Here is an 18050-nt window from a genome sequence, read left to right on the forward strand (position 1 = left end):
GGGCTTTCAGCCTCTCTTCTCTCTTAGTTGTCCATATCTCAGTCCAGATTTTGAGCATCAGCGGCAGCTCTGAGCAACGTCCACAGATGTTCCGATTATGAGCACCGGGCTTAACGCTTTCTAATCAAAAGCAACGTGGCAAAGACCGCAATAGCCAATATGCCAGCGAGGAGTGGAGTTACCACACCCGACCAGTTATTTCCTCCTTTTCCTTGTGTTTCGCAGCTAGGGATGCGGAGAACGCTCACAGGCTTGTCATACGGTGGGACTACGTATGCATCTTTCAACCCGACCATCAAGAACGTGCCGTTGCCGACAATAACGCTCCACGTTTTGCGTGCAACTGTAAAGTTTACGGAAACCCTCCCATCTTCCGTTATTAGGAACGCGGTTCCGTTCTCCTCGCTTATTATCAGTGTCCCGGTGACGTTGTTCCACTTTGAGTCTCCTTTGCCCTCTGGAATTACACGCAGTGGAACGAGATTTTGGCCGAGCTCCCTCTCGTCCGTCGTGTTGAAGATTACGAAACCATCTCCGGTAACTTCGTAGGCTATGAAACCCCGTCTTATGCTTCCGTTTCCGATAACTTCCCAGGGAAAGGCTATTACTTGATGACCGCTCTTTTGGTAAACCCTGACTGAGACATAGCCGCGCGAGTAATTGGGATTGTCAAGCCAGTACTCGCTCTGGATGGGTGTTTTAACCGTGTGGTTCTTCCAGCTCAGCGTACCATTGCTCAGGATAACGTAGGAACCCTTGTAGGCCGCGAGGGGCAGGCCGCTCACATCGAGCGGTGCGCGGCAGCTTCCCCTTACCGCGTAGGTAACCGTGAGGCCGTACATTCCAAAGGAAACTACCCATTCCTTCCTTTCATCATCCCAGAAGCCATAGAGTGCGCGTAGGGGTTCCACCGAATAGGCGAGAGCCTTTACCTCGCCGGTTACATCCCTTTCAGTTTCGTTTTTGACGAGGAAGTATCTTGTTGGAGTGTATTTGGGCAGCAGGTAGGGTAGGGAGTAGGTTACCCCGCGCCGAACCTCAATCCTGAAGGATGCCTTCGGCTTTGGGATGTGGAGCTTCGGACTCGCGTTCACGGGTGTGAAGTTCGTTCCGTTGTAGAGGTAGTAGAGAGTGGTGTTAGGCATGATCAGGTCCACGCGGGCCCAAAGCCTTTCGTGGTCATCGAGACCGAGACGAACCCAGGCATAGGGAATGAGGGTCGCGTTCTCTGGCGCTATCCTCTCGCGAGCGTCCCAGGCCAGGTTCCACTCCTCGGTAACGTTGAGCGTCTCTGGGTCGAGCCGTATAACTGAATCAGCCGCGAAGTGAGGTGTTCCGAGTGAGGCAACGAAAAAGATGTTCCCGTTGTAGTAAACGAAGTCCCATATGCCGTTGACGCAGTAGCCGAGGACGGGCTTAAAAACGACAGGGGTGTCGCCGTTGTATATGGCCATGTACAGGCTGTCGTAGGGGAAGAAATAGAGCAATGTGATGTTCCCAGCATTAGCAACGCTAATCGTCTGAACAAAATCCAGAAACTCTTCACGTGTTAGCCCTTTTGCCTGGAGCTCCCAGGTCAAATCTTGGAAGGTGCTTCCATTGTACGCAAAGACGCCATCATTCTCGACGATAAACTGATGGCAACTTTCACACCAAGCGGTGCTGTACGCTTTGATAGGTGGGAGAAGTGTGGTGAGCAGGAGAAACGCAATGAGTACGGACACTATCGAATGGGCTCTCATTTTTATCACCAACGTTAATTCTTTGAGTTACATCGAAAGATTGTGTCGAACCGTTTAAGTTTTTTGCTCCCAATACCTTTTTAACTCGGGGTCTAACCTTAACTTGGAGGTGAGAGAATGGCCGAGGACATAGAGGAGATTAGAAAAAAGAAGCTCCTCGAACTGCAGAAGAGATACCTCGAGCAGCAGAAGGCCCAGGAGGAAGCCATAAGGCAGGAGATGGAGCTTGAGGCCCAGCTCAATGCCATAATGAGGCACATACTTACCCCTGAGGCGAGGGAGAGACTCGGGCGCGTTAAGCTTGTCAGGCCCGAGCTGGCCCGCCAAGTGGAGCTCGTCCTCGTCCAGCTGTATCAGGCTGGACAGATACGCGAGCCGATAGACGACGCCAAGCTGAAGAAGATTTTGGCCCAGATCGACGCGAGGACGAGAAGGGACTTCAGGATTAAGTGGTGAGTCCGGAAGGTGACTCCATGGACGCCAAGGAGATAGTTAAGATACTCGACGAAAAGGGAGAGGTTAGTCTCGAGACCTGGAAGGCCGTCTCCGTTAAGAAGAACAAGGATGGGACGGTCGATATTCTGTACAAGAACCTTCACGTCGGAACCGACGATGATCCCGTCTTCCTCTGGATTTACGCCAACATAGTTGAGGAGGACTGGGAAGTTAGGGTTCTTGAGAGGATCACATTTAAACGTGAAGACCTCGCTTGGATTCTTAGGTATGTGGCGAAGAAAAAGGGCGAAGGTTTATAAGGGCTTTATAAAATAGCCGGCCGGTTGGGGGTGTTGGAGTGAGCAAGCGTAGGGTCTGCCCGGTATGCGGCTCAACGGAGTTCATCTATGATCCGGGTAGGGGAGAGGTTGTCTGTAAGGTTTGCGGTTATGTTATAGAGGAAAACGTCATAGATATGGGCCCGGAATGGCGCGCTTTTGACGCTTCTCAAAGAGAAAAGAGGGCCCGCGTTGGTGCCCCAGAGAGCATTCTCCTTCACGATAAGGGTCTCTCAACCGATATAGGCATCGACAGGAACCTTTCCGGTTTGATGCGCGAGAAGATGTACCGCCTGAGGAAGTGGCAGTCTCGCCTGAGAGTCAGCGATGCCGCCGAGCGTAACCTGGCATTCGCCCTGAGCGAGCTTGACAGGATAGCGAGCCAGCTCAAGCTCCCGAGGCACGTCGAGGAGGAGGCTGCTCGTCTCTACCGTGAGGCCGTCAGGAAGGGCCTCATAAGGGGCCGCTCCATTGAGAGTGTTATAGCGGCCTGTGTTTACGCTGCGTGCAGGCTCCTCAAGGTTCCGAGGACGCTCGACGAGATAGCGGACATATCGCGCGTCGACAAGAAGGAGATAGGCAGGAGCTTCCGCTTTATCGCGAGGAACCTCAACCTCACGCCAAAGAAGCTCTTCGTCAAACCAACGGACTACGTCAACAAGTTTGCCGACGAGCTCGGCCTGAGCGAGAAGGTCCGGAGAAGGGCCATTGCGATCCTTGAGGAGGCCTACGAGAAGGGCCTCACGAGCGGGAAGAGCCCGGCCGGCCTTGTTGCGGCGGCCCTGTACATAGCGGGCCTGCTTGAGGACGAGAAGAGGACGCAGCGTGAGGTTGCGGAGGTTGCGCGCGTCACCGAGGTAACGGTAAGGAACAGATACAAAGAGCTGGTGGAGAAGCTGAACCTCAAGATTCCGGTTTGAAGGAAAAAGAGAGACTACCTCCGCCCAAACCAGCTCTCGAGCGTCGACTGCTTTCCTGCCTTTACGGCTTTCTTCAGCCTTTCAAGGCCATTCTTCACTCTCTCCTCGCTGAAGTCGTGCTCATCGCAGAGGAACTTTATAATGTCCTCTTCGTCGGGCTCACGCCATTTGAGTTCGTAGTCATCTGTGACCGGCGGGTTGAGGAAGAACTCCTTTATCGCGTAGAGGTCGACCTCGCTCTCCTTCTGGTACTTCTTGAGCGGGTCTTTGGTGCGCTTGACTATCGTTAGAGCCTTCTTCGGGCCGATTCCCTTAATCCCACCTGGGTTGTAGTCTGTACCGACCAAAACCGCCATCTCAATGAGTTTCTCCCTGTCGATTCCGAGCTCTTTGAGAACCTCCTCCAGAACTATCAGCTCGGGCTTGACTTCGACGTAAACGTTCTTCCCCGGGAGCTTTCTCCTTCCCGTTATCGTGAGGTTCCTCACGAGCTTGGGCGCGCCAAAGAGCAGGGAATCGTAGTCCTGGCTAGCGGAGGCGTAGACCTTCTTCTTCGCAGCCATGTAAGCAGCCTGCGCTTCACCCTCGCTCGGAGCCTGAATAACAGGGATGCCCATCAGTTCGAGGAGCGTTTTGGCGTCGTTTATGAGCTCCTCGTTGACGCGGGTTGCACGCATCGCGTACTTCTTGGCCTCCTCAAGGTCGCCCCTCTCCAGTGCCTCGTACCACTTTTCTTCGGCTTCTTCTCTCGCCTCGCGCCTCTTCTCGAGCTCCTTCTTCTTGAAGTCCGGCGGCTTGCCGTCGAAGATATAGGCCGGCTTTATACCCGCTTCCATGAGGTTTATCGTGCGGTAGAAGAGCCCGCTTAGATGGGAGGTTATCCTCCCCTGGGAATCCATCAGCGGAGTTCCGTCCCTCTGGCGGATGGTTGAGAGAAACTGGTAGATGGCGTTGAAGGCATCTATTGCAACCCTTCTTCCATAGAGGTTCTCCAGTTCAATTTCCTTCCTCGGGATGAGCTCGCCAATCTGTACCCCCATCACTCCTCACCCACCTTGATGTAGAGGTATCCCAAAACAAAAAGCAGGGCCGCTATTGACAGCAGTTTGAACGCATCCATGTTTTCAAAATCCGAAGTCACTATGAGCTTCTGGATGAGTGCCACTATACCAACCTCGAGGATGTGGGTCAGGCTCACACGGTGCTGTCTTAAATATATTATGAGTATGCGGTAGGTCTCTATCAGGATTACCGTAACGAGGACATTGGCTATAAGGAGCTTCGGTTCAGTTACACCGTATGTCAGCTTGAAGTTCAGGTAGATGGAGTACACTGTGAGATAGAGTATGAAAAACAGAAATGCCATCACCACGAAGTCAAAGCTTATCTCGAGGGTTTTCCTAAACAGCCTGTGCACCTGCGTGTATTGGGCCGTTTTCTCGTTCTCAATCTTCGTCATCTTCATCAGCCTACCGTAGGCTCATCACCATTCAGGTGAGGGGAAGGATCATCATCACTCGGAAGTTTGGGCGGCAGATTTTAAATGCTTTATTCTAAAGGTTAGAAACCAAGGGTTCCTTTGACGGATGCCGATTCGGTTATCGTCAAAACGAGAAGAGAAAAGTTATAACTTGTTTTACTAACGTGAAACTGTAAATATCATCAGGGGTGGTGAAAATGAGTTTGGAGGCGCTTTTCAGACCAAAAAGCATCGCCGTCATCGGAGCTTCGGAGAAACCGGGCAAGATAGGTTACGCAATTATGAAAAACCTCGTCGAATACGGCTATGAGGGCAAGATCTATCCTGTTAACGTCAAGGGTGTCGAGATCGAGATTAACGGCAGAAAGTTCAAGTCATACAAGAGCATCCTCGATGTTCCCGATGATGTCGATATGGCTGTCGTAGTTGTTCCCGCCAAGTTTGTCCCGCAGGTCGTCGAGGAGTGCGGCAAGAAGGGCGTTAAGGTCCTTCCCATCATAAGCTCTGGTTTCGGCGAACTCGGCGAGGAGGGCAAGAAGATCGAGAGGCAGCTCGTGGAGATAGCCAACAAGTACGGCATGAGAATCCTTGGCCCGAACATCTTCGGCGTCGTCTACACTCCAGCCAAGATGAACGCCACTTTCGGCCCAACCGATGTCATGCCAGGTAACCTCGCCCTCATCAGCCAGAGCGGTGCCCTTGGAATTGCTCTCATGGGCTGGACAATCCTCGAAAAGGTCGGTCTCTCAGCCGTCGTCAGCGTTGGAAACAAGAGCGACATCGACGACGCCGACCTGCTTGAGTTCTTCAAGACCGACGACAACACCAAGGCCATCCTCATCTACATGGAGGGCGTCAAGGACGGAAGGCGCTTCATGGAAGTTGCCAAGGAGGTCAGCATGGAGAAGCCAATTATCATCATCAAGGCCGGAAGGAGCGAGCGCGGAGCCAAAGCCGCAGCTTCCCACACTGGCTCGCTCGCCGGTGCCGACAAGATATACGAGGCCGCCTTCAAGCAGAGCGGTGTCCTCAGGGCCTTAACCATCGGCGAGGCCTTCGACTGGGCGAGAACGCTGAGCAACCTGCCCGAGCCAGAGGGCGAGAACCTCGTCATACTCACCAACGGCGGTGGAATTGGAGTTATGGCCACCGACGCCGCTGAGGAAGAGGGTCTGCACCTCTACGACAACCTGGAAGACCTGAAGGTCTTCGCCAACCACATGCCGCCCTTCGGCTCTTACAAGAACCCAGTTGACCTCACCGGTATGGCCGGCGCGGAGGCCTACGAGGGTGCCATAAGGGACGCCCTGGCGAACCCGAACATGCACAGCATTGCTGTGCTCTACTGTCAGACGGCCGTGCTCGACCCGAGGGACCTCGCCAAGATAGTCATCCGCGAGTACAACGAGAGCGGCAGGAAGAAGCCACTCGTCGTTGCCATCGTCGGCGGCATAGAGGCCAAGGAAGCCATCGACATGCTCAACGAGGAGGGTATCCCGGCCTATCCGGAGCCGGAGAGGGCGATAAAGGCTCTTGCTGCCCTCTACCGCTGGAGCCGCTGGAAGAAGATACAAAAGGAGGAGTGAGGGTTTTTCTCACTTTTTTCCTTATCCTAATAACCTTTTCGAAAAGTTTTTATGGACGGTGGATATATTCTAACTTGGGTGTGTAATATGAGAACCCCGGGTGGGAGGATTTTGTGGGTTGCTTTGATAATCATAGTCCTGTCGCTAGCGTATTGGATCCTCAGAACTTCGGAGCCGGCCTGCACCTATGCCTCCATGGAATCCCCAAGCTTAGTTATGGAGTTGGGGATTACGAACCTCAGCAATGGTGGAGGTATCAACGCCTTTGTCCTAGCGGTCAGGGTTGATTTGAACTCGACGGAGCTCATCATTAAAGACTCGGTAAGTAACGATATCCACAGATTCGTCCTCCGGGATGGACTGTACTACCCGAACGGACGGACGTACTTTTACGGAGTTCTGATTCCCGAGCTCCCACCTGGTAGCCCCATCGAGGTCTATTATATGAAGCTCTCAAAGGGGAATGTCATCATCAACAAGCCCTCCGTGAAGGCTGTCGCAGGGAGATTCATTTTGGAGGAAAACCTTTCCATGGAACCCACCGAGAATGGGCTTTACCTGAGCATCACGGCTCCTCGGGGCAAAGTGTTGCTCTCTGGATCACTTGAAGGATACGTGTTGTTTAAGAATCATTCGGCAACTGCCGCTCTTTTCAACAAAACTGTCTGGGGCCTTCCGCTGAACGCCACCTTTGCCTATAACACTCATGACCCAGTGGCAAAACATAAGCTTTGGCTTTCAATAGCAACGAGTTCCGGGCATGGGGCAATAATCTACCATGATTACGGCGAGAACATGAAACTCAATGTTCTCACGCTTGAAAAAGGCTTCCAGTTCACATGGCTCGTGCTCTACGATGGCTATAACGTGGAAACATGCTGTGGCAGTGGCTTAAAGGTGTCTTTCCCACCTGGATGGGAGGTGACTTCGTGCTCATCGCCCTAATCTCAGACATTCACTCCAACTGGGAGGCCCTTCAGGCTGTGTGGGATTACATCAAGGACGCCGACGTAATCCTCTGCATGGGAGACCTTGTCGGCTATGGCGCTTCCCCCAACGAGGTTGTTGACTTCATCAGGCGGGAGATGGAAAAGAGGAAGCTTCTCTGCGTCCGTGGAAACCACGACAACGCTATCGCTTTCGGCGCCGAATGGGGCTTCAACCCCTACGCGAGACAGGCCGTCAGGTGGCACCAGCACGTTATGACCGTTGAGAACCTTGAGTTTCTAAGAAAATTGCCTGTAAGGCAGATTTTCACCGACGAGGCCGGCAGGAGCTACCTCCTAATTCACGGCTCGCCGAGGGCACCGCTGGATGAGTACCTGTTCCCCTGGCTCCCCGATAGCGAGTTTAGGGCCGTTCTGAGCTACGTTAAGCAGGAGGACCTGCTCGTCGGCCACACCCACGTACCGATGCTGAAGGAAATCGGGAACAGGAGGATAATCAACCCCGGCGGTGTCGGTCAGCCGCGCGACGGTGACTGGCGGGCAAGCTACGCGCTCATAAACACGGAAAAAGATCCTCCAGAAAACGTTGAATTCCACCGCGTTGAATACGACGTCCAGGAAGCGGCGAGAAAGATACTGGAGGCTGGCCTTCCTAGGTTTCTGGCGGAAAGGCTCTACGATGGATATTAAAAGGGAAGGGAATCACTCCCCGGGCTCTTCCTGGGGCTCGGTCTTCTTTATGGGACCTATCCTCCTGAGCTTGGACTTGACGGCGAGCTTGCCAGAGTCTATGATGATAACCTCTCCAATGCTCTTAACGGCGCTTATCGGAATGAGAAGAAGCCCCTCGTGATCGGTAACGAATTCGCTTGTGTCGAGATCCTCATCGGGCTCGGCCACGATAACGAGAATATCGCCGGTTTCCTCATCGAAGCTGAGGTCGTAAACCCAGCCGAGCCTTATTCCGGTGTCGGTTATCAGCTCGACATCCCTAAGCTTGGAAGCCATTATCTTGGCCATTTTCGCCACCCCTCGGTTTAATCGTGTAAGACCTTGGGCACCAACGTATAAAACTTTTTCCAAAATGGTAAAGAAAATTAGAAGGTGTAATAGTCCGGCCCCCTGCTAGTCTTCTCGGCCTTGGACTTTCTGTTCTCTTCGAAGTTCTTGTAGTACTCTATCATGTATGGCGTTATGCTCGGCCTGACCTTCTTGAGGGCCTCCTCGAAGTCCTTCTTTGAAACTCTCAGCTGCTCGAGGAACTCCTCACTCTCCTCCTCGATGAGCTCCGTCGGAAGCTTTGATATAGTCCTGCGCATCGCTATCAGTGCCGCTTCCCTCACGAGGGCCTCCAGGTCGGCACCGCTGTAGCCTTCCGTCTTCTTCGCGAGTTCCCGGAGGTTGACATCCTTAGCAAGTGGAACGCGTCTCGTGTGCACTTTGAGTATTTCCAGTCTGGCCTTTTCGTCCGGTGCTGGAACGAGTATCAGCCTGTCGAACCTTCCGGGCCTGAGCAGGGCTGGATCTAGTATGTCAGGCCTGTTGGTCGCTGCTATGACGACGACACCGCTGTTCTTTTCTATTCCGTCCATCTCTGTCAGGAGCTGGTTAATGAGCCTGTCAGTGACGCGGTTCATGTCACTGCCCCTTGCCGGTGCTATGGCGTCTATCTCGTCGATGAATATCACCGTCGGAGCAGCCTGCCTGGCCTTGCGGAATATCTCCCTTATGCGCTTTTCGCTTTCGCCAACCCACTTGGAGAGAACCTCTGGCCCGCGTATGCCTATGAAATTGGCCTCGCTCTCCGTGGCCACTGCCTTGGCTAATAGCGTCTTACCGGTTCCCGGAGGACCGTAGAGAAGAACTCCCCTTGGCGGGTCTATACCAAGCCTCTGGAAGGCCTTCGGGTACTTCAGCGGCCACTCGACAGCCTCCCTGAGCTCCTGCTTGACCTCATCAAGGCCTCCAATGTCCTCCCAGTGGACGTTGGGCATCTCGATGAGGACTTCCCTCAGTGCCGAGGGATCAACCATCTTCAGAGCCTCGTGGAAGTCCGCCTTCTTAACGCGGAGCTCCTGGAGAACCTCTGGAGGAATCCTCTCCTGCTCCGGGCTTATCTTGCCCTCGTTGATGAGCCTCCTGAGGACGACCATCGCGGCTTCCCTTGCGAGGGCAGCTAAGTCGGCACCGACGAAGCCGTGCGTCTTCTCGGCTATCTCCTCAAGCATTCTGTCTATGAGCCTCATCCTGACCTCTGGATAGATTTCGCTCTCGCTCTTCAGTACCTTCTTGATTTCTTCCTCGCTCTTTGCCCCCTCAACCCTTTCGATGAGTCTCTTTAGCCGCTCCTCCTCGAAGGTCTCCTTCCTCAGGAGCTCCCTCAGAACCTTGAGGACGGTGGCTTTGTCGTAGTCCGGCTCGAGGGGCATTCCTCTGGTATGTATCTGGAGTATCTCTTTCCTGCCCTTTTTGTCCGGCACACCGACCTCGATCTCCCTGTCGAAGCGTCCGGGCCTCCTTAGAGCAGGGTCGAGAGCATCAGGCCTGTTGGTAGCAGCAATGACTATGACCTTGCCCCTGCCCTTAAGGCCGTCCATCAAAGTCAGCAGCTGGCTGACGACGCGCTTCTCGACTTCCCCGACGACTTCTTCACGCTTGGGGGCTATTGCATCTATCTCGTCTATGAATATGATTGACGGTGCGTTTTCCTCGGCATCCTTGAATATCTCCCTCAAGCGCTCTTCACTCTCGCCGTAGAACTTGCTCATTATCTCTGGCCCATTGATGGCTATGAAGTGGGCGTTGGCCTCGTTGGCGACGGCCTTAGCAAGGAGCGTTTTTCCAGTACCCGGCGGACCGTAGAGCAGCACACCCTTTGGTGGCTCAATTCCAAGGCGCTCGAAGAGTTCGGGATGCTTGAGCGGAAGCTCCACCATCTCACGTATTTTCTGAATCGCGTCACTCAGACCGCCGATGTCCTCGTATGTGACCTCTGGAATCGTCTCCTCGCGCACCTCGACCGCCTGCGGGAGAACCTCGACCTCGGTGTTGTAGGTTATCTGGACTATGCCCTTCGGATTCGTGCTGACGACAACGAACTTGAGCTCGCCGAAGCCGAGGGGCATGGCCTCAAAAAGGCCCCTTAGGAGCTCGTCGAAAGGCGAACCGCCGTAGTAGCTGGCCTCACTCCTACCGCTTGCAACTATCAGGTCTCCCTTAACGACGGGCCTTCCGAGGAGGTTCTGCTTGACCATGTCCCCGGGTATCTGGATGAACACACCTTTCTGCGCTGGTGCGAGGACGACCTTTTTTGCCTCCTTTACCTCCGCCCTTGCGACCGTGACGTAGTCACCTATGCTAACCCCTGCGTTTCTCCTTATGTAGCCATCCATCCTTATGATGTCGAGGTTCCTGTCGTCCGGGTGGGGGTTCGCCACTATTGCAGCGGTCGAGCGCTCTCCTATCAGCTCAACTATGTCGCCTGGCTCAACCCCAAGCTGGCGCTGGTACTTTCTGTCGAACCTCACTATCCCCCTTCCCACGTCCCTCTTGAGCGCCTCGGCAACGCGAAGCTTTATCTTCTCATACCTCTCCTCATCCTTACCGAAAATCATCTTGACCTCCTCCTCTGCTTTTCAATTGCCTCCTCCAGGGTCAGATTACCAATGGCGACCTCGCGGGCGAGCTTCGAGGAGATCGTGATGTTTCCGCTCAGCTCACGGCTCCTCCTCTTTATGTCTTCTATCTCCCTCTTGGTTGGCTCCTTGACCTCAATGAGCTCTCCTATCGGCACTTCCCTGCCTTCCCGCAGGCCAATGTTTATGGCCGCGACTATGTCCTGAACCTGTGAGACGTCTATGCCCCCGACCTTTGGAGTGGTCCGGGACTCGTTCACGACGATGACGGGATAATCGTAGCCGAGCAGGTCAGCGAGGGCTTTGAGCATGAGTATCCTCTGCCTCTTTGCCCCGTGTCCAATTTTGATTTTAGCAGACGGGTACTTCTCAAGCAGTTCAAGGATTATCTCCACGTCGCGCGGGTTTTTGAGGTGGTGAACCTCTATCACGCGGTTGTCGGCAACGACGCTCAGGCCGGGTCTCTCGCCCGGGTCTATGGCAATGTAAACCCTCTTAAACCTCTCCCTTCCCTCAAGCTTCGCGAGGAGCTCATCTATGAAGTTCTCGTTCCTCACGATTATCTTGACTGGAAAGTCTATTTTATCGTAATCTCTCTCACTCGTCAGGACAACCTCCACATCGAACGGGATCTTATCCCCCACGCGGATGCTGTGGAAGGCTATCCTGTATTCCTTCAGCACCTTTGTTGCCAGATAGTAAACGCGAGCATCGCTCGTTACGATGGCTACCCTCATGGTCGTTAGTAAATCTTTCCAATTAAAAACCTTTCTAACCGTTCCAATCCACAATTTTGGCTACGAAAGGCTTCAAATCCACAGAAAAAAGTTTATAAGCCATTATTGGCAAGTAGGGATGGGGATTGGGATGCAGCCTCCAAAGAAAAAGAAGAAGGTCGAGGAGTTTGAGGAAGAGGAGTTCCTGGAAGAGGAAGAGTGGGAGCTCGAGGAGGACGAGTTCGACGAGGACTGGGAAGAAGAGTGGGAGGAGGAAGACTGGGAAGAGGAAGATGAATGGTGAGCCTTAGAGTTCCCTGAGTTTTTCAATCTTCTCCCATCGGTTGGCTTTTATAATCTCGAGCGCGTAGGCGTAGAGGCCGATTTTGAGTAGAAGTTCTTTACTTGGCTCTTCTTTAGAGAGCTCGGTAACCCTCTCGGAGAGCTTTTTAATGGCCTTTTCTCCCGCTCCCTCGGAGTAGTCCGAGAACTCAAGGGCCTGAAGGATGGAGAGGACTTCAAGCTTTACATCATCGGAGAGGGCTTTTGGCCCCTCCACTTCCCTCTGAACCTCCTTGAACTTCGGTGCAGGTGGCTTCTTCCCGCTGATCTCTGCCAAGAACTGCCGGAACTCTTCAAGTTCTGGCTCAATATCGATGCCTGCCTGTTTGAGGAGCACCAACGGATCTTTCACATGGTATCTAAATGCGCTATCAAGCAGTATTGCGTGCTCTTTGCTATTGTCTGGGAGAAGTTTATCCACGATTTTAAAGGCCTTTGGAAGACCTTGCCTCAGCTGCTCTCTTAGTTTCTCCTTCACTATCGGGAGGTGGTTAAATTCTGCCATTGTAGTGATGTAATCTATCAGCTTGTCCTGCTCTTTCTTCGCATCCTCATATGTCTTTCCCATTTGTCCGTAGAACACGTTCAGCGCATCGCTAACCGCCTTTCCTATTGTGCTGGTTTCCGCAGAGCTGTGGTGGGATAATATCAACGCGATAAACGGGTGAAGGAGGACAAACTTGACTGCTCGCGGATCCTTAACTCCCATCGCTTTTTCGTGCCACTTTGCGTCTCGGATTGAGGATATATATATTATCCCCCCGGTCCACGGACCCTGTTATCTTCATGACGTGCTCCAGATCTTTTTCCGGATGTGCGTGGCGTACCAGCCTCGGGAGTCCTGCATTAGATACGTATATGTGGGCAAGTTCTTTTACTGTGTCCGCAGGTACTCCAAACCGTTCTTCTGCTTCCTTCAGAATTTCCTCGTAGCTCTTTTCCCTTTTCTTTTCTTTCTTCCCGCCGAATATGAACATCCCAGTTAAGGGCAAGAGCGACAAGGACACCACCCCTCAAACTTCGCTTCCAGAAGAGATAAGCCTTTCGAAGTCCTCCAAATCCCAAACCACCCAGCTCTCGTCTTTTAATGCCTTTTTATTCCGGATTTCCTTCGATATCAGCCCATAGTAGTGTTCCCACCCTTCCAGTCCAACAAGCTCGCTTTTCCTCTCCAATTCCCCCAAAACTCCCCTCGCCTCCCTCTCGCTCAGCTCCTTCCACTTGACTTCAGCAAACAAAGCCCTCCTCTCCCGCTCGTTCAAAGCGACCAAATCAATCTCCTCCCCTCTATGCCACCACTTTCCAACCTTCGTGAACCTGAAGGGAAGCCTTCCCGCTTTGTTCAGCTCGATCAAGAACTCCCTCGCCACCTCCTCAAACACTCTCCCAACGTAGGTGTTAAAGGCCTTCCAGTCCATCTCGAAGGCGCCAATCTCTATCTTTCCGCGGTTGGGCTTCACAAAGCGGAACCAGAAGTTGAGGAAGTTGTCGTTCAGGTAGTAGCGGGCCTTCCTGCTCCTCTCGCTCTCCGTTACGGGCACCTCCCTTCTCACCAGGTCGAGGGAAATCAGCGTCCGCAGGTACTTGGGCATGTCCTTGGCCTCAATTCCAGCGTACTGGGCAATCTCGCTGACCCTGTGCCTCCCGTTCGCGAGGGCCTCGAGGATGAGGTAGTATCTGTGCACCTCCCCGAGTTCTTCCCTCAGTATGAACTCCGGCTCCTCGTAGAGGATTGAAGTCGGCGAAAAGGCCGTCTCCATCAGTTCCTTCTCGAAGTCTTCGCCCCTGAAGAGGCGGAAGTACATTGGAACTCCGCCCGTCACGGAGTAAATCCGTACGACCGTTTCCAGAGGCTTCCCCGGGAAGTACTCGGCGACGTGGAAGAAGCCAAGGGGCTTTAGCTTAAGCTGTGCTGTTCTTCTACCATAGAGTGGGTTGTTGTAGCTCATTAGGCCCTCCATCAGGCCAACGAGGGAACCGGTGAGTATCAGGAAGAAGCGGTCGTCTAGGATTTCGTCAACGACGTGCTGGAAAACGGCCGGTGTGTTTTTGTCCGTGAGCAGTAGATAAGAGAACTCGTCTATGACAACGAGGAGCCTTTCCGGGGCCTTGAGCTTTATCAGCTCGAAGGCCTTTCTGAAGTCGTCCACCTCCACCGCGGGCAGGCCGAGTTTTTCCGCGGTCTCAAGGTAGAACCTCCTCGCGTTGGCCTTCAGGCCGTCCCTGTCGGCGAGGAAATAGATGGCCGGTTTGTCCTCAATGAACCTCTTCACGAGCTCCGTCTTTCCTACCCTCCTGCGCCCATAGAGGATTAGGACTTCCTTCTTCCCGGAGCGGTATAATTTGTCGAGTAGCGTCAACTCATCCTTTCGGTTTACAAACATTATCTTCACCAGGATAATCTTTGCCAGGATAATAATTTAAGGATTTCGAAAGTGAAGAAGAGGGGTAAACACTCCCACTTACGCAACCCATTTATAGAAAATCAACGTCTCTTCTCCGGGTGATATAATGGCGTTCCTGAAGGTGGTTCCGCTCGAAGAGGCTCTCAAGGTTATAGACTCATTTCCGCTGAAGCCAGAGATTGAGGAAGTTTCCCTCGAAGAGGCTCTCGGCAGGGTTCTCGCTGAGGACATTGTCTCTCCAATAGATGTCCCGCCATTTGACAGGGCAACCGTCGATGGCTACGCCGTTAGGGCCGAGGACACCTTCATGGCGAGCGAGAGCGAACCGGTGAGGCTGAAGGTTATCGGTGAGATAAACGCCGGTGACACGCCAACGATAGAGCTCAAGCCCGGTGAGAGCGTCTACATATCCACAGGCGCACCGTTGCCGAAGGGTGCAGATGCGGTGATACAGTTCGAGGATGTGGACAGGGAAGGTGACGATGTGGTTATCTACAAGCCGGCCTATCCAAGCTTGGGTGTCATGAAGGCAGGGGCAGACATCCCGAAGGGAAAACCCCTGCTCAAGCGCGGGACTAAACTGACGTTCAAGAATACGGCGCTTCTCTCGGCGGTCGGCTTCTCGAAGGTCAGAGTCTTCAGAAAGCCAAAGGTTGCTGTGATAAGCACTGGCAACGAGGTCGTTCTTCCAGGAACGGAGCTTAAATACGGTCAGATATACGACATCAACGGGAGGGCCATCGCTGACGCTGTAAGGGAGCTCGGCGGTGAGGCCATCTTCCTAGGAATAGCAAGGGACGACCGTGAAAGCCTGAGGGAGCTGATACTCAAAGGCCTTGAGTGCTGCAACATGGTAATCCTCAGCGGCGGCGCAAGTGGAGGGATAAGAGACCTCACCAGCTCGATAATCGAGGAGCTCGGCGAGGTGAAAATCCACGGCATAGCGATACAGCCAGGTAAGCCGACAATAATAGGCCTCATAGACGGGAAGCCCATCTTCGGCCTTCCTGGTTATCCCACGAGCTGTCTAACGAACTTCACCCTTCTCGTCGCCCCGCTCCTCAGGAAGCTCCTTGGCAGGGAGAGTGAGGTCAGGAAGGTCAAGAAGAGGCTTGCCCACAAGGTCTTCTCGGTCAAGGGCAGGAGGCAGTTCCTTCCAGTCAGGATCGAGGGCGAAAAGGCAGTTCCAATACTCAAGGGCAGCGGAGCCGTTACGAGCTTCATCGACGCTGATGGCTTCATAGAGGTTCCGGAGAACGTCGAGATACTTGATGCTGGAGAGGAGGTTGAAGTAACGTTCTTTGGCTGAGACTTGTCGCAACGCCAATGCCTGCATCAAAACCTTTTTTAAACTCTTCCACCTTCTTTCCCCAGGTGGAATGCTATGTTGGACATAAAGCTCATCCGTGAAAACCCTGATCTAGTTAAGGGCGACCTCATAAAGCGCGGGGAAATTGAGAAGATAAAATGGATCGACGAAATCCTTGAACTCGACAAAAAGTGGCGCGAGAACCTACGGAAGATCAATCAGCTTAGGAAAGAGCGCAACCAGCTCGCTGTGCAGATAGGAAAGCGTAAGAAGGCTGGCGAGCCGATAGACGATCTCCTTGCAAAGAGCAACGAGATTGTGAAGCAGATTGAGACCCTTGAGAAGGAAGTTGAGGAGCTGAGAACGAAGATCGACTACTACCTCTGGCGCCTGCCGAACATCACCCACGAGAGCGTTCCGATCGGCAAAGATGACAGCGAGAACGTGCCGATAAGGTTCTGGGGTAAGGCCAGAGTTTGGGAGGGCTTCCTTGAGACGTTCAAGGAGCAGAGCCTCGGGAAGATGGACTATGAGGTTATTGACTGGAGGCCAAGGCTCCACGTCGACATGCTTGAGCTTCTCCGCGGGGCCGACCTTGAGAGAGCCGCAAAGGTTAGCGGTTCGAGGTTTTACTACCTCCTCAACGAGCTGGTCATCCTTGACCTCGCCCTCATAAGGTTTGCCCTGGATAAACTCATCGAAAAGGGCTTCATCCCAGTCATACCGCCCTACATGGTGCGCCGCTACGTCGAGGAGGGTGTCACCAGCTTCGGCGACTTCGAGGACGTCATCTACAAGGTCGAAGGTGAGGATCTCTACCTCATCCCAACGGCTGAGCACCCGCTCGCTGGAATGCATGCCAACGAGATAATCGAAGGAAAGGACCTCCCGCTCCTCTACGTTGGTGTTAGCCCGTGCTTCAGAAAGGAGGCTGGAACCGCCGGAAAGGACACTAAGGGAATATTCAGGGTGCACCAGTTCCACAAGGTTGAGCAGTTCGTCTATTCGCGGCCTGAAGAGAGCTGGGAGTGGCACGAGAAGCTAATTCAGAACGCTGAGGAGATTTTCCAGGAGCTTGAAATCCCCTACCGCGTCGTCAACATCTGTACCGGCGACCTCGGCTACGTCGCTGCCAAAAAGTACGACATAGAAGCATGGATGGCCGGCCAGGGTAAGTTCAGGGAGGTCGTTTCGGCGAGCAACTGTACTGAGTGGCAGGCGAGAAGGCTCAACATCCGCTACCGCGACAAGACTCACGAGAAGCCCAAGTTCGTCCACACGCTCAACTCAACGGCGATAGCCACCTCGAGGGCTATCGTTGCTATCCTCGAAAACCACCAGACTGAGGAGGGCGTCGTCAAGCTTCCAAAGGTCCTCTGGAAGTACACCGGATTCAAGGAGATCCTCCCGGCACACATGAAGGAGAAGTGTTGCCAGGGGCTTGAGTGATTCCTTTTCTTTTAAATCCCACCTGCTTCCCTCACCTTTCTCCTGACGTTCGGGTCACGGTCCGCTATGAGCTTCAGCGCCTCCTCGAAGGTCATCCAATCGGGCACCTCTTCGTTGAGGTAAATGCCCGTCCTTCCTATCGCGTCCCTCCTAGTCAGAACGTGAACGCGCTCGGTTACTATGTCGATGCTAACTCCGAGGATTTTTGCCACCTCACTCTCCCTCCCGACGACCTCGCGCTCGATGTGGCCTTTCTCGGTTGGGACTATAAGAATGAGCTTCTTGTTTACCCCGGGAACTCTCTGCTTGGTCTTCACACCCCAGATGTCTATCGCGCCACCCCACTTATAGAACTCCAGCTCCCTATCCCTCGGTTCTATGAGCGGAAAAGTTACCGTCGTTTCCTCATCTATCTCGATGACGCCCTTGATGAGATGCCACGGCGTTGCCATAACAATCTTTCTCCTGCTTACCAGGCCCTCAAGGGCGAGCTCTATCAAATAGCTCGGCACCTTGTACGGGATGAAGATGTCAATGTCGCTGTCTCGTCTAACATCTCCCCTAGCCACGCTACCGTAGAGCTGCGGGTCGAACTGCTCCAGACGCTCCATTATTTTCAGAGCTTTCTCCCGCTTTTCCCAAAGGTAGCGCCAGCGCTTTGGTGGATAAGCCACTTCCCTCTCGTCCCAAATCTTAACCACTTTTTCCCTCGGCATTGAACTAAGCTCGACCGGAACGTTTAAAGG

19 protein-coding genes are annotated in these 18050 nt (G+C 53.4%); 9 read left to right on the plus strand and 10 right to left on the minus strand.

All coding sequences use genetic code 11. The annotated features are described in order from the left end of the window. Positions 1 to 110 precede the first annotated feature (110 nt). A complete protein-coding gene (locus E3E26_RS08155) occupies positions 111 to 1742 on the minus strand; it encodes a hypothetical protein (protein ID WP_167900856.1) in 1632 nt (543 codons plus the stop codon). Between the two features lie 117 nt (positions 1743 to 1859). On the opposite strand from E3E26_RS08155, the gene E3E26_RS08160 reads away from it, so the two are divergent. Genes E3E26_RS08160 through E3E26_RS08170 form a run of 3 tightly spaced genes read left to right on the plus strand, consistent with a single transcriptional unit; the run spans position 1860 to position 3435 of the window. Next, a complete protein-coding gene (locus E3E26_RS08160) occupies positions 1860 to 2198 on the plus strand; it encodes a DNA-binding protein (protein ID WP_012572062.1) in 339 nt (112 codons plus the stop codon). 17 nt (positions 2199 to 2215) lie between these two features. Beyond that, on the plus strand, positions 2216 to 2497 hold the full coding sequence (locus E3E26_RS08165; protein WP_012572061.1) for a hypothetical protein: 282 nt from the start codon (positions 2216 to 2218) through the stop codon (positions 2495 to 2497). Positions 2498 to 2535: 38 nt separating this feature from the next. Beyond that, positions 2536 to 3435, plus strand: coding sequence for a transcription initiation factor IIB (locus E3E26_RS08170; protein ID WP_012572060.1), 900 nt, complete (start codon positions 2536 to 2538; stop codon positions 3433 to 3435). 14 nt (positions 3436 to 3449) lie between these two features. Here the strand turns inward: E3E26_RS08170 and fen are convergent, their stop codons facing one another. Both fen and E3E26_RS08180 read right to left on the minus strand, forming a co-directional pair. After that, a complete protein-coding gene (gene fen / locus E3E26_RS08175) occupies positions 3450 to 4475 on the minus strand; it encodes a flap endonuclease-1 (protein ID WP_167900857.1) in 1026 nt (341 codons plus the stop codon). Continuing rightward, positions 4475 to 4900: a phosphate-starvation-inducible PsiE family protein gene (locus E3E26_RS08180; protein WP_240911696.1), complete on the minus strand. Its 426-nt coding sequence runs from the start codon at positions 4898 to 4900 to the stop codon at positions 4475 to 4477. Before E3E26_RS08180 ends, fen begins: the two co-directional genes overlap by 1 nt. Before the next feature lie 212 nt (positions 4901 to 5112). On the opposite strand from E3E26_RS08180, the gene acs reads away from it, so the two are divergent. The 3 genes from acs to E3E26_RS08195 all read left to right on the plus strand — a co-directional run bounded on the left by acs (position 5113) and on the right by E3E26_RS08195 (position 8138). After that, complete coding sequence (gene acs / locus E3E26_RS08185) at positions 5113 to 6501, plus strand: acetate--CoA ligase alpha subunit (RefSeq protein ID WP_167901020.1); 1389 nt, start codon at positions 5113 to 5115, stop codon at positions 6499 to 6501. 87 nt (positions 6502 to 6588) lie between these two features. Beyond that, complete coding sequence (locus E3E26_RS08190) at positions 6589 to 7446, plus strand: hypothetical protein (protein WP_167900858.1); 858 nt, start codon at positions 6589 to 6591, stop codon at positions 7444 to 7446. After that, positions 7431 to 8138 (plus strand): metallophosphoesterase family protein, encoded by a 708-nt coding sequence (locus tag E3E26_RS08195; RefSeq protein WP_167900859.1) that lies wholly within the window; start codon positions 7431 to 7433, stop codon positions 8136 to 8138. Before E3E26_RS08190 ends, E3E26_RS08195 begins: the two co-directional genes overlap by 16 nt. Before the next feature lie 12 nt (positions 8139 to 8150). On the opposite strand, the gene E3E26_RS08200 is transcribed toward E3E26_RS08195, so the two are convergent. The 3 genes from E3E26_RS08200 to E3E26_RS08210 all read right to left on the minus strand — a co-directional run bounded on the left by E3E26_RS08200 (position 8151) and on the right by E3E26_RS08210 (position 11820). Then, positions 8151 to 8468, minus strand: a complete 318-nt coding sequence (locus E3E26_RS08200) for a PRC-barrel domain-containing protein (RefSeq protein WP_167900860.1) — start codon at positions 8466 to 8468, stop codon at positions 8151 to 8153. 77 nt (positions 8469 to 8545) lie between these two features. After that, positions 8546 to 11062 (minus strand): CDC48 family AAA ATPase, encoded by a 2517-nt coding sequence (locus E3E26_RS08205; protein WP_167900861.1) that lies wholly within the window; start codon positions 11060 to 11062, stop codon positions 8546 to 8548. Next, complete coding sequence (locus E3E26_RS08210) at positions 11059 to 11820, minus strand: hypothetical protein (protein WP_167900862.1); 762 nt, start codon at positions 11818 to 11820, stop codon at positions 11059 to 11061. The genes E3E26_RS08205 and E3E26_RS08210 overlap by 4 nt, the downstream gene beginning before the upstream one ends. A gap of 118 nt (positions 11821 to 11938) precedes the next feature. On the opposite strand from E3E26_RS08210, the gene E3E26_RS08215 reads away from it, so the two are divergent. Beyond that, positions 11939 to 12103: a hypothetical protein gene (locus E3E26_RS08215; protein ID WP_167900807.1), complete on the plus strand. Its 165-nt coding sequence runs from the start codon at positions 11939 to 11941 to the stop codon at positions 12101 to 12103. 3 nt (positions 12104 to 12106) lie between these two features. Here E3E26_RS08215 and E3E26_RS08220 read toward each other — a convergent pair whose 3' ends face one another. Genes E3E26_RS08220 through E3E26_RS08230 form a run of 3 tightly spaced genes read right to left on the minus strand, consistent with a single transcriptional unit; the run spans position 12107 to position 14525 of the window. Further along, positions 12107 to 12850, minus strand: coding sequence for a hypothetical protein (locus tag E3E26_RS08220; protein ID WP_167900863.1), 744 nt, complete (start codon positions 12848 to 12850; stop codon positions 12107 to 12109). Then, complete coding sequence (locus E3E26_RS08225; RefSeq protein ID WP_167900864.1) at positions 12840 to 13148, minus strand: hypothetical protein; 309 nt, start codon at positions 13146 to 13148, stop codon at positions 12840 to 12842. Before E3E26_RS08225 ends, E3E26_RS08220 begins: the two co-directional genes overlap by 11 nt. A gap of 6 nt (positions 13149 to 13154) precedes the next feature. Next, positions 13155 to 14525, minus strand: coding sequence for an ATP-binding protein (locus E3E26_RS08230; RefSeq protein ID WP_167901021.1), 1371 nt, complete (start codon positions 14523 to 14525; stop codon positions 13155 to 13157). Positions 14526 to 14652: 127 nt separating this feature from the next. Between E3E26_RS08230 and glp the strand changes: the two genes are divergently transcribed. Together glp and serS are read left to right on the plus strand one after the other, a co-directional pair. Next, positions 14653 to 15855 carry a gephyrin-like molybdotransferase Glp gene (gene glp / locus E3E26_RS08235; protein WP_167900865.1) on the plus strand — a complete coding sequence of 401 codons (1203 nt, stop codon included), beginning with the start codon at positions 14653 to 14655 and terminating at the stop codon, positions 15853 to 15855. Positions 15856 to 15930: 75 nt separating this feature from the next. Continuing rightward, positions 15931 to 17304, plus strand: coding sequence for a serine--tRNA ligase (serS, locus tag E3E26_RS08240; RefSeq protein ID WP_167900866.1), 1374 nt, complete (start codon positions 15931 to 15933; stop codon positions 17302 to 17304). An 11-nt stretch (positions 17305 to 17315) separates the two neighbouring features. Here serS and E3E26_RS08245 read toward each other — a convergent pair whose 3' ends face one another. Next, complete coding sequence (locus E3E26_RS08245) at positions 17316 to 18020, minus strand: nucleotidyltransferase domain-containing protein (RefSeq protein ID WP_167900867.1); 705 nt, start codon at positions 18018 to 18020, stop codon at positions 17316 to 17318. Positions 18021 to 18050: the final 30 nt, after the last annotated feature.

Origin of the sequence: Thermococcus sp. LS1 (genome assembly GCF_012027395.1) — an archaeon.
Taxonomy (GTDB): Archaea; Methanobacteriota_B; Thermococci; order Thermococcales; family Thermococcaceae; genus Thermococcus.

Excerpts from the sequence above, each read along its gene's own strand:
- E3E26_RS08155 (WP_167900856.1), bottom strand. The coding sequence starts at position 1,742 with ATGAGAGCCCATTCGATAGTGTCCGTACTCATTGCGTTTCTCCTGCTC.
- E3E26_RS08160 (WP_012572062.1), top strand. The coding sequence starts at position 1,860 with ATGGCCGAGGACATAGAGGAGATTAGAAAAAAGAAGCTCCTCGAACTG.
- E3E26_RS08165 (WP_012572061.1), top strand. The coding sequence starts at position 2,216 with ATGGACGCCAAGGAGATAGTTAAGATACTCGACGAAAAGGGAGAGGTT.
- fen (WP_167900857.1), bottom strand. The coding sequence starts at position 4,475 with ATGGGGGTACAGATTGGCGAGCTCATCCCGAGGAAGGAAATTGAACTG.
- E3E26_RS08180 (WP_240911696.1), bottom strand. The coding sequence starts at position 4,900 with ATGAAGATGACGAAGATTGAGAACGAGAAAACGGCCCAATACACGCAG.
- acs (WP_167901020.1), top strand. The coding sequence starts at position 5,113 with ATGAGTTTGGAGGCGCTTTTCAGACCAAAAAGCATCGCCGTCATCGGA.
- E3E26_RS08190 (WP_167900858.1), top strand. The coding sequence starts at position 6,589 with ATGAGAACCCCGGGTGGGAGGATTTTGTGGGTTGCTTTGATAATCATA.
- E3E26_RS08200 (WP_167900860.1), bottom strand. The coding sequence starts at position 8,468 with ATGGCCAAGATAATGGCTTCCAAGCTTAGGGATGTCGAGCTGATAACC.
- E3E26_RS08205 (WP_167900861.1), bottom strand. The coding sequence starts at position 11,062 with ATGATTTTCGGTAAGGATGAGGAGAGGTATGAGAAGATAAAGCTTCGC.
- E3E26_RS08210 (WP_167900862.1), bottom strand. The coding sequence starts at position 11,820 with ATGAGGGTAGCCATCGTAACGAGCGATGCTCGCGTTTACTATCTGGCA.
- E3E26_RS08215 (WP_167900807.1), top strand. The coding sequence starts at position 11,939 with ATGGGGATTGGGATGCAGCCTCCAAAGAAAAAGAAGAAGGTCGAGGAG.
- E3E26_RS08220 (WP_167900863.1), bottom strand. The coding sequence starts at position 12,850 with ATGGGAGTTAAGGATCCGCGAGCAGTCAAGTTTGTCCTCCTTCACCCG.
- E3E26_RS08230 (WP_167901021.1), bottom strand. The coding sequence starts at position 14,525 with ATGTTTGTAAACCGAAAGGATGAGTTGACGCTACTCGACAAATTATAC.
- glp (WP_167900865.1), top strand. The coding sequence starts at position 14,653 with ATGGCGTTCCTGAAGGTGGTTCCGCTCGAAGAGGCTCTCAAGGTTATA.
- serS (WP_167900866.1), top strand. The coding sequence starts at position 15,931 with ATGTTGGACATAAAGCTCATCCGTGAAAACCCTGATCTAGTTAAGGGC.
- E3E26_RS08245 (WP_167900867.1), bottom strand. The coding sequence starts at position 18,020 with ATGCCGAGGGAAAAAGTGGTTAAGATTTGGGACGAGAGGGAAGTGGCT.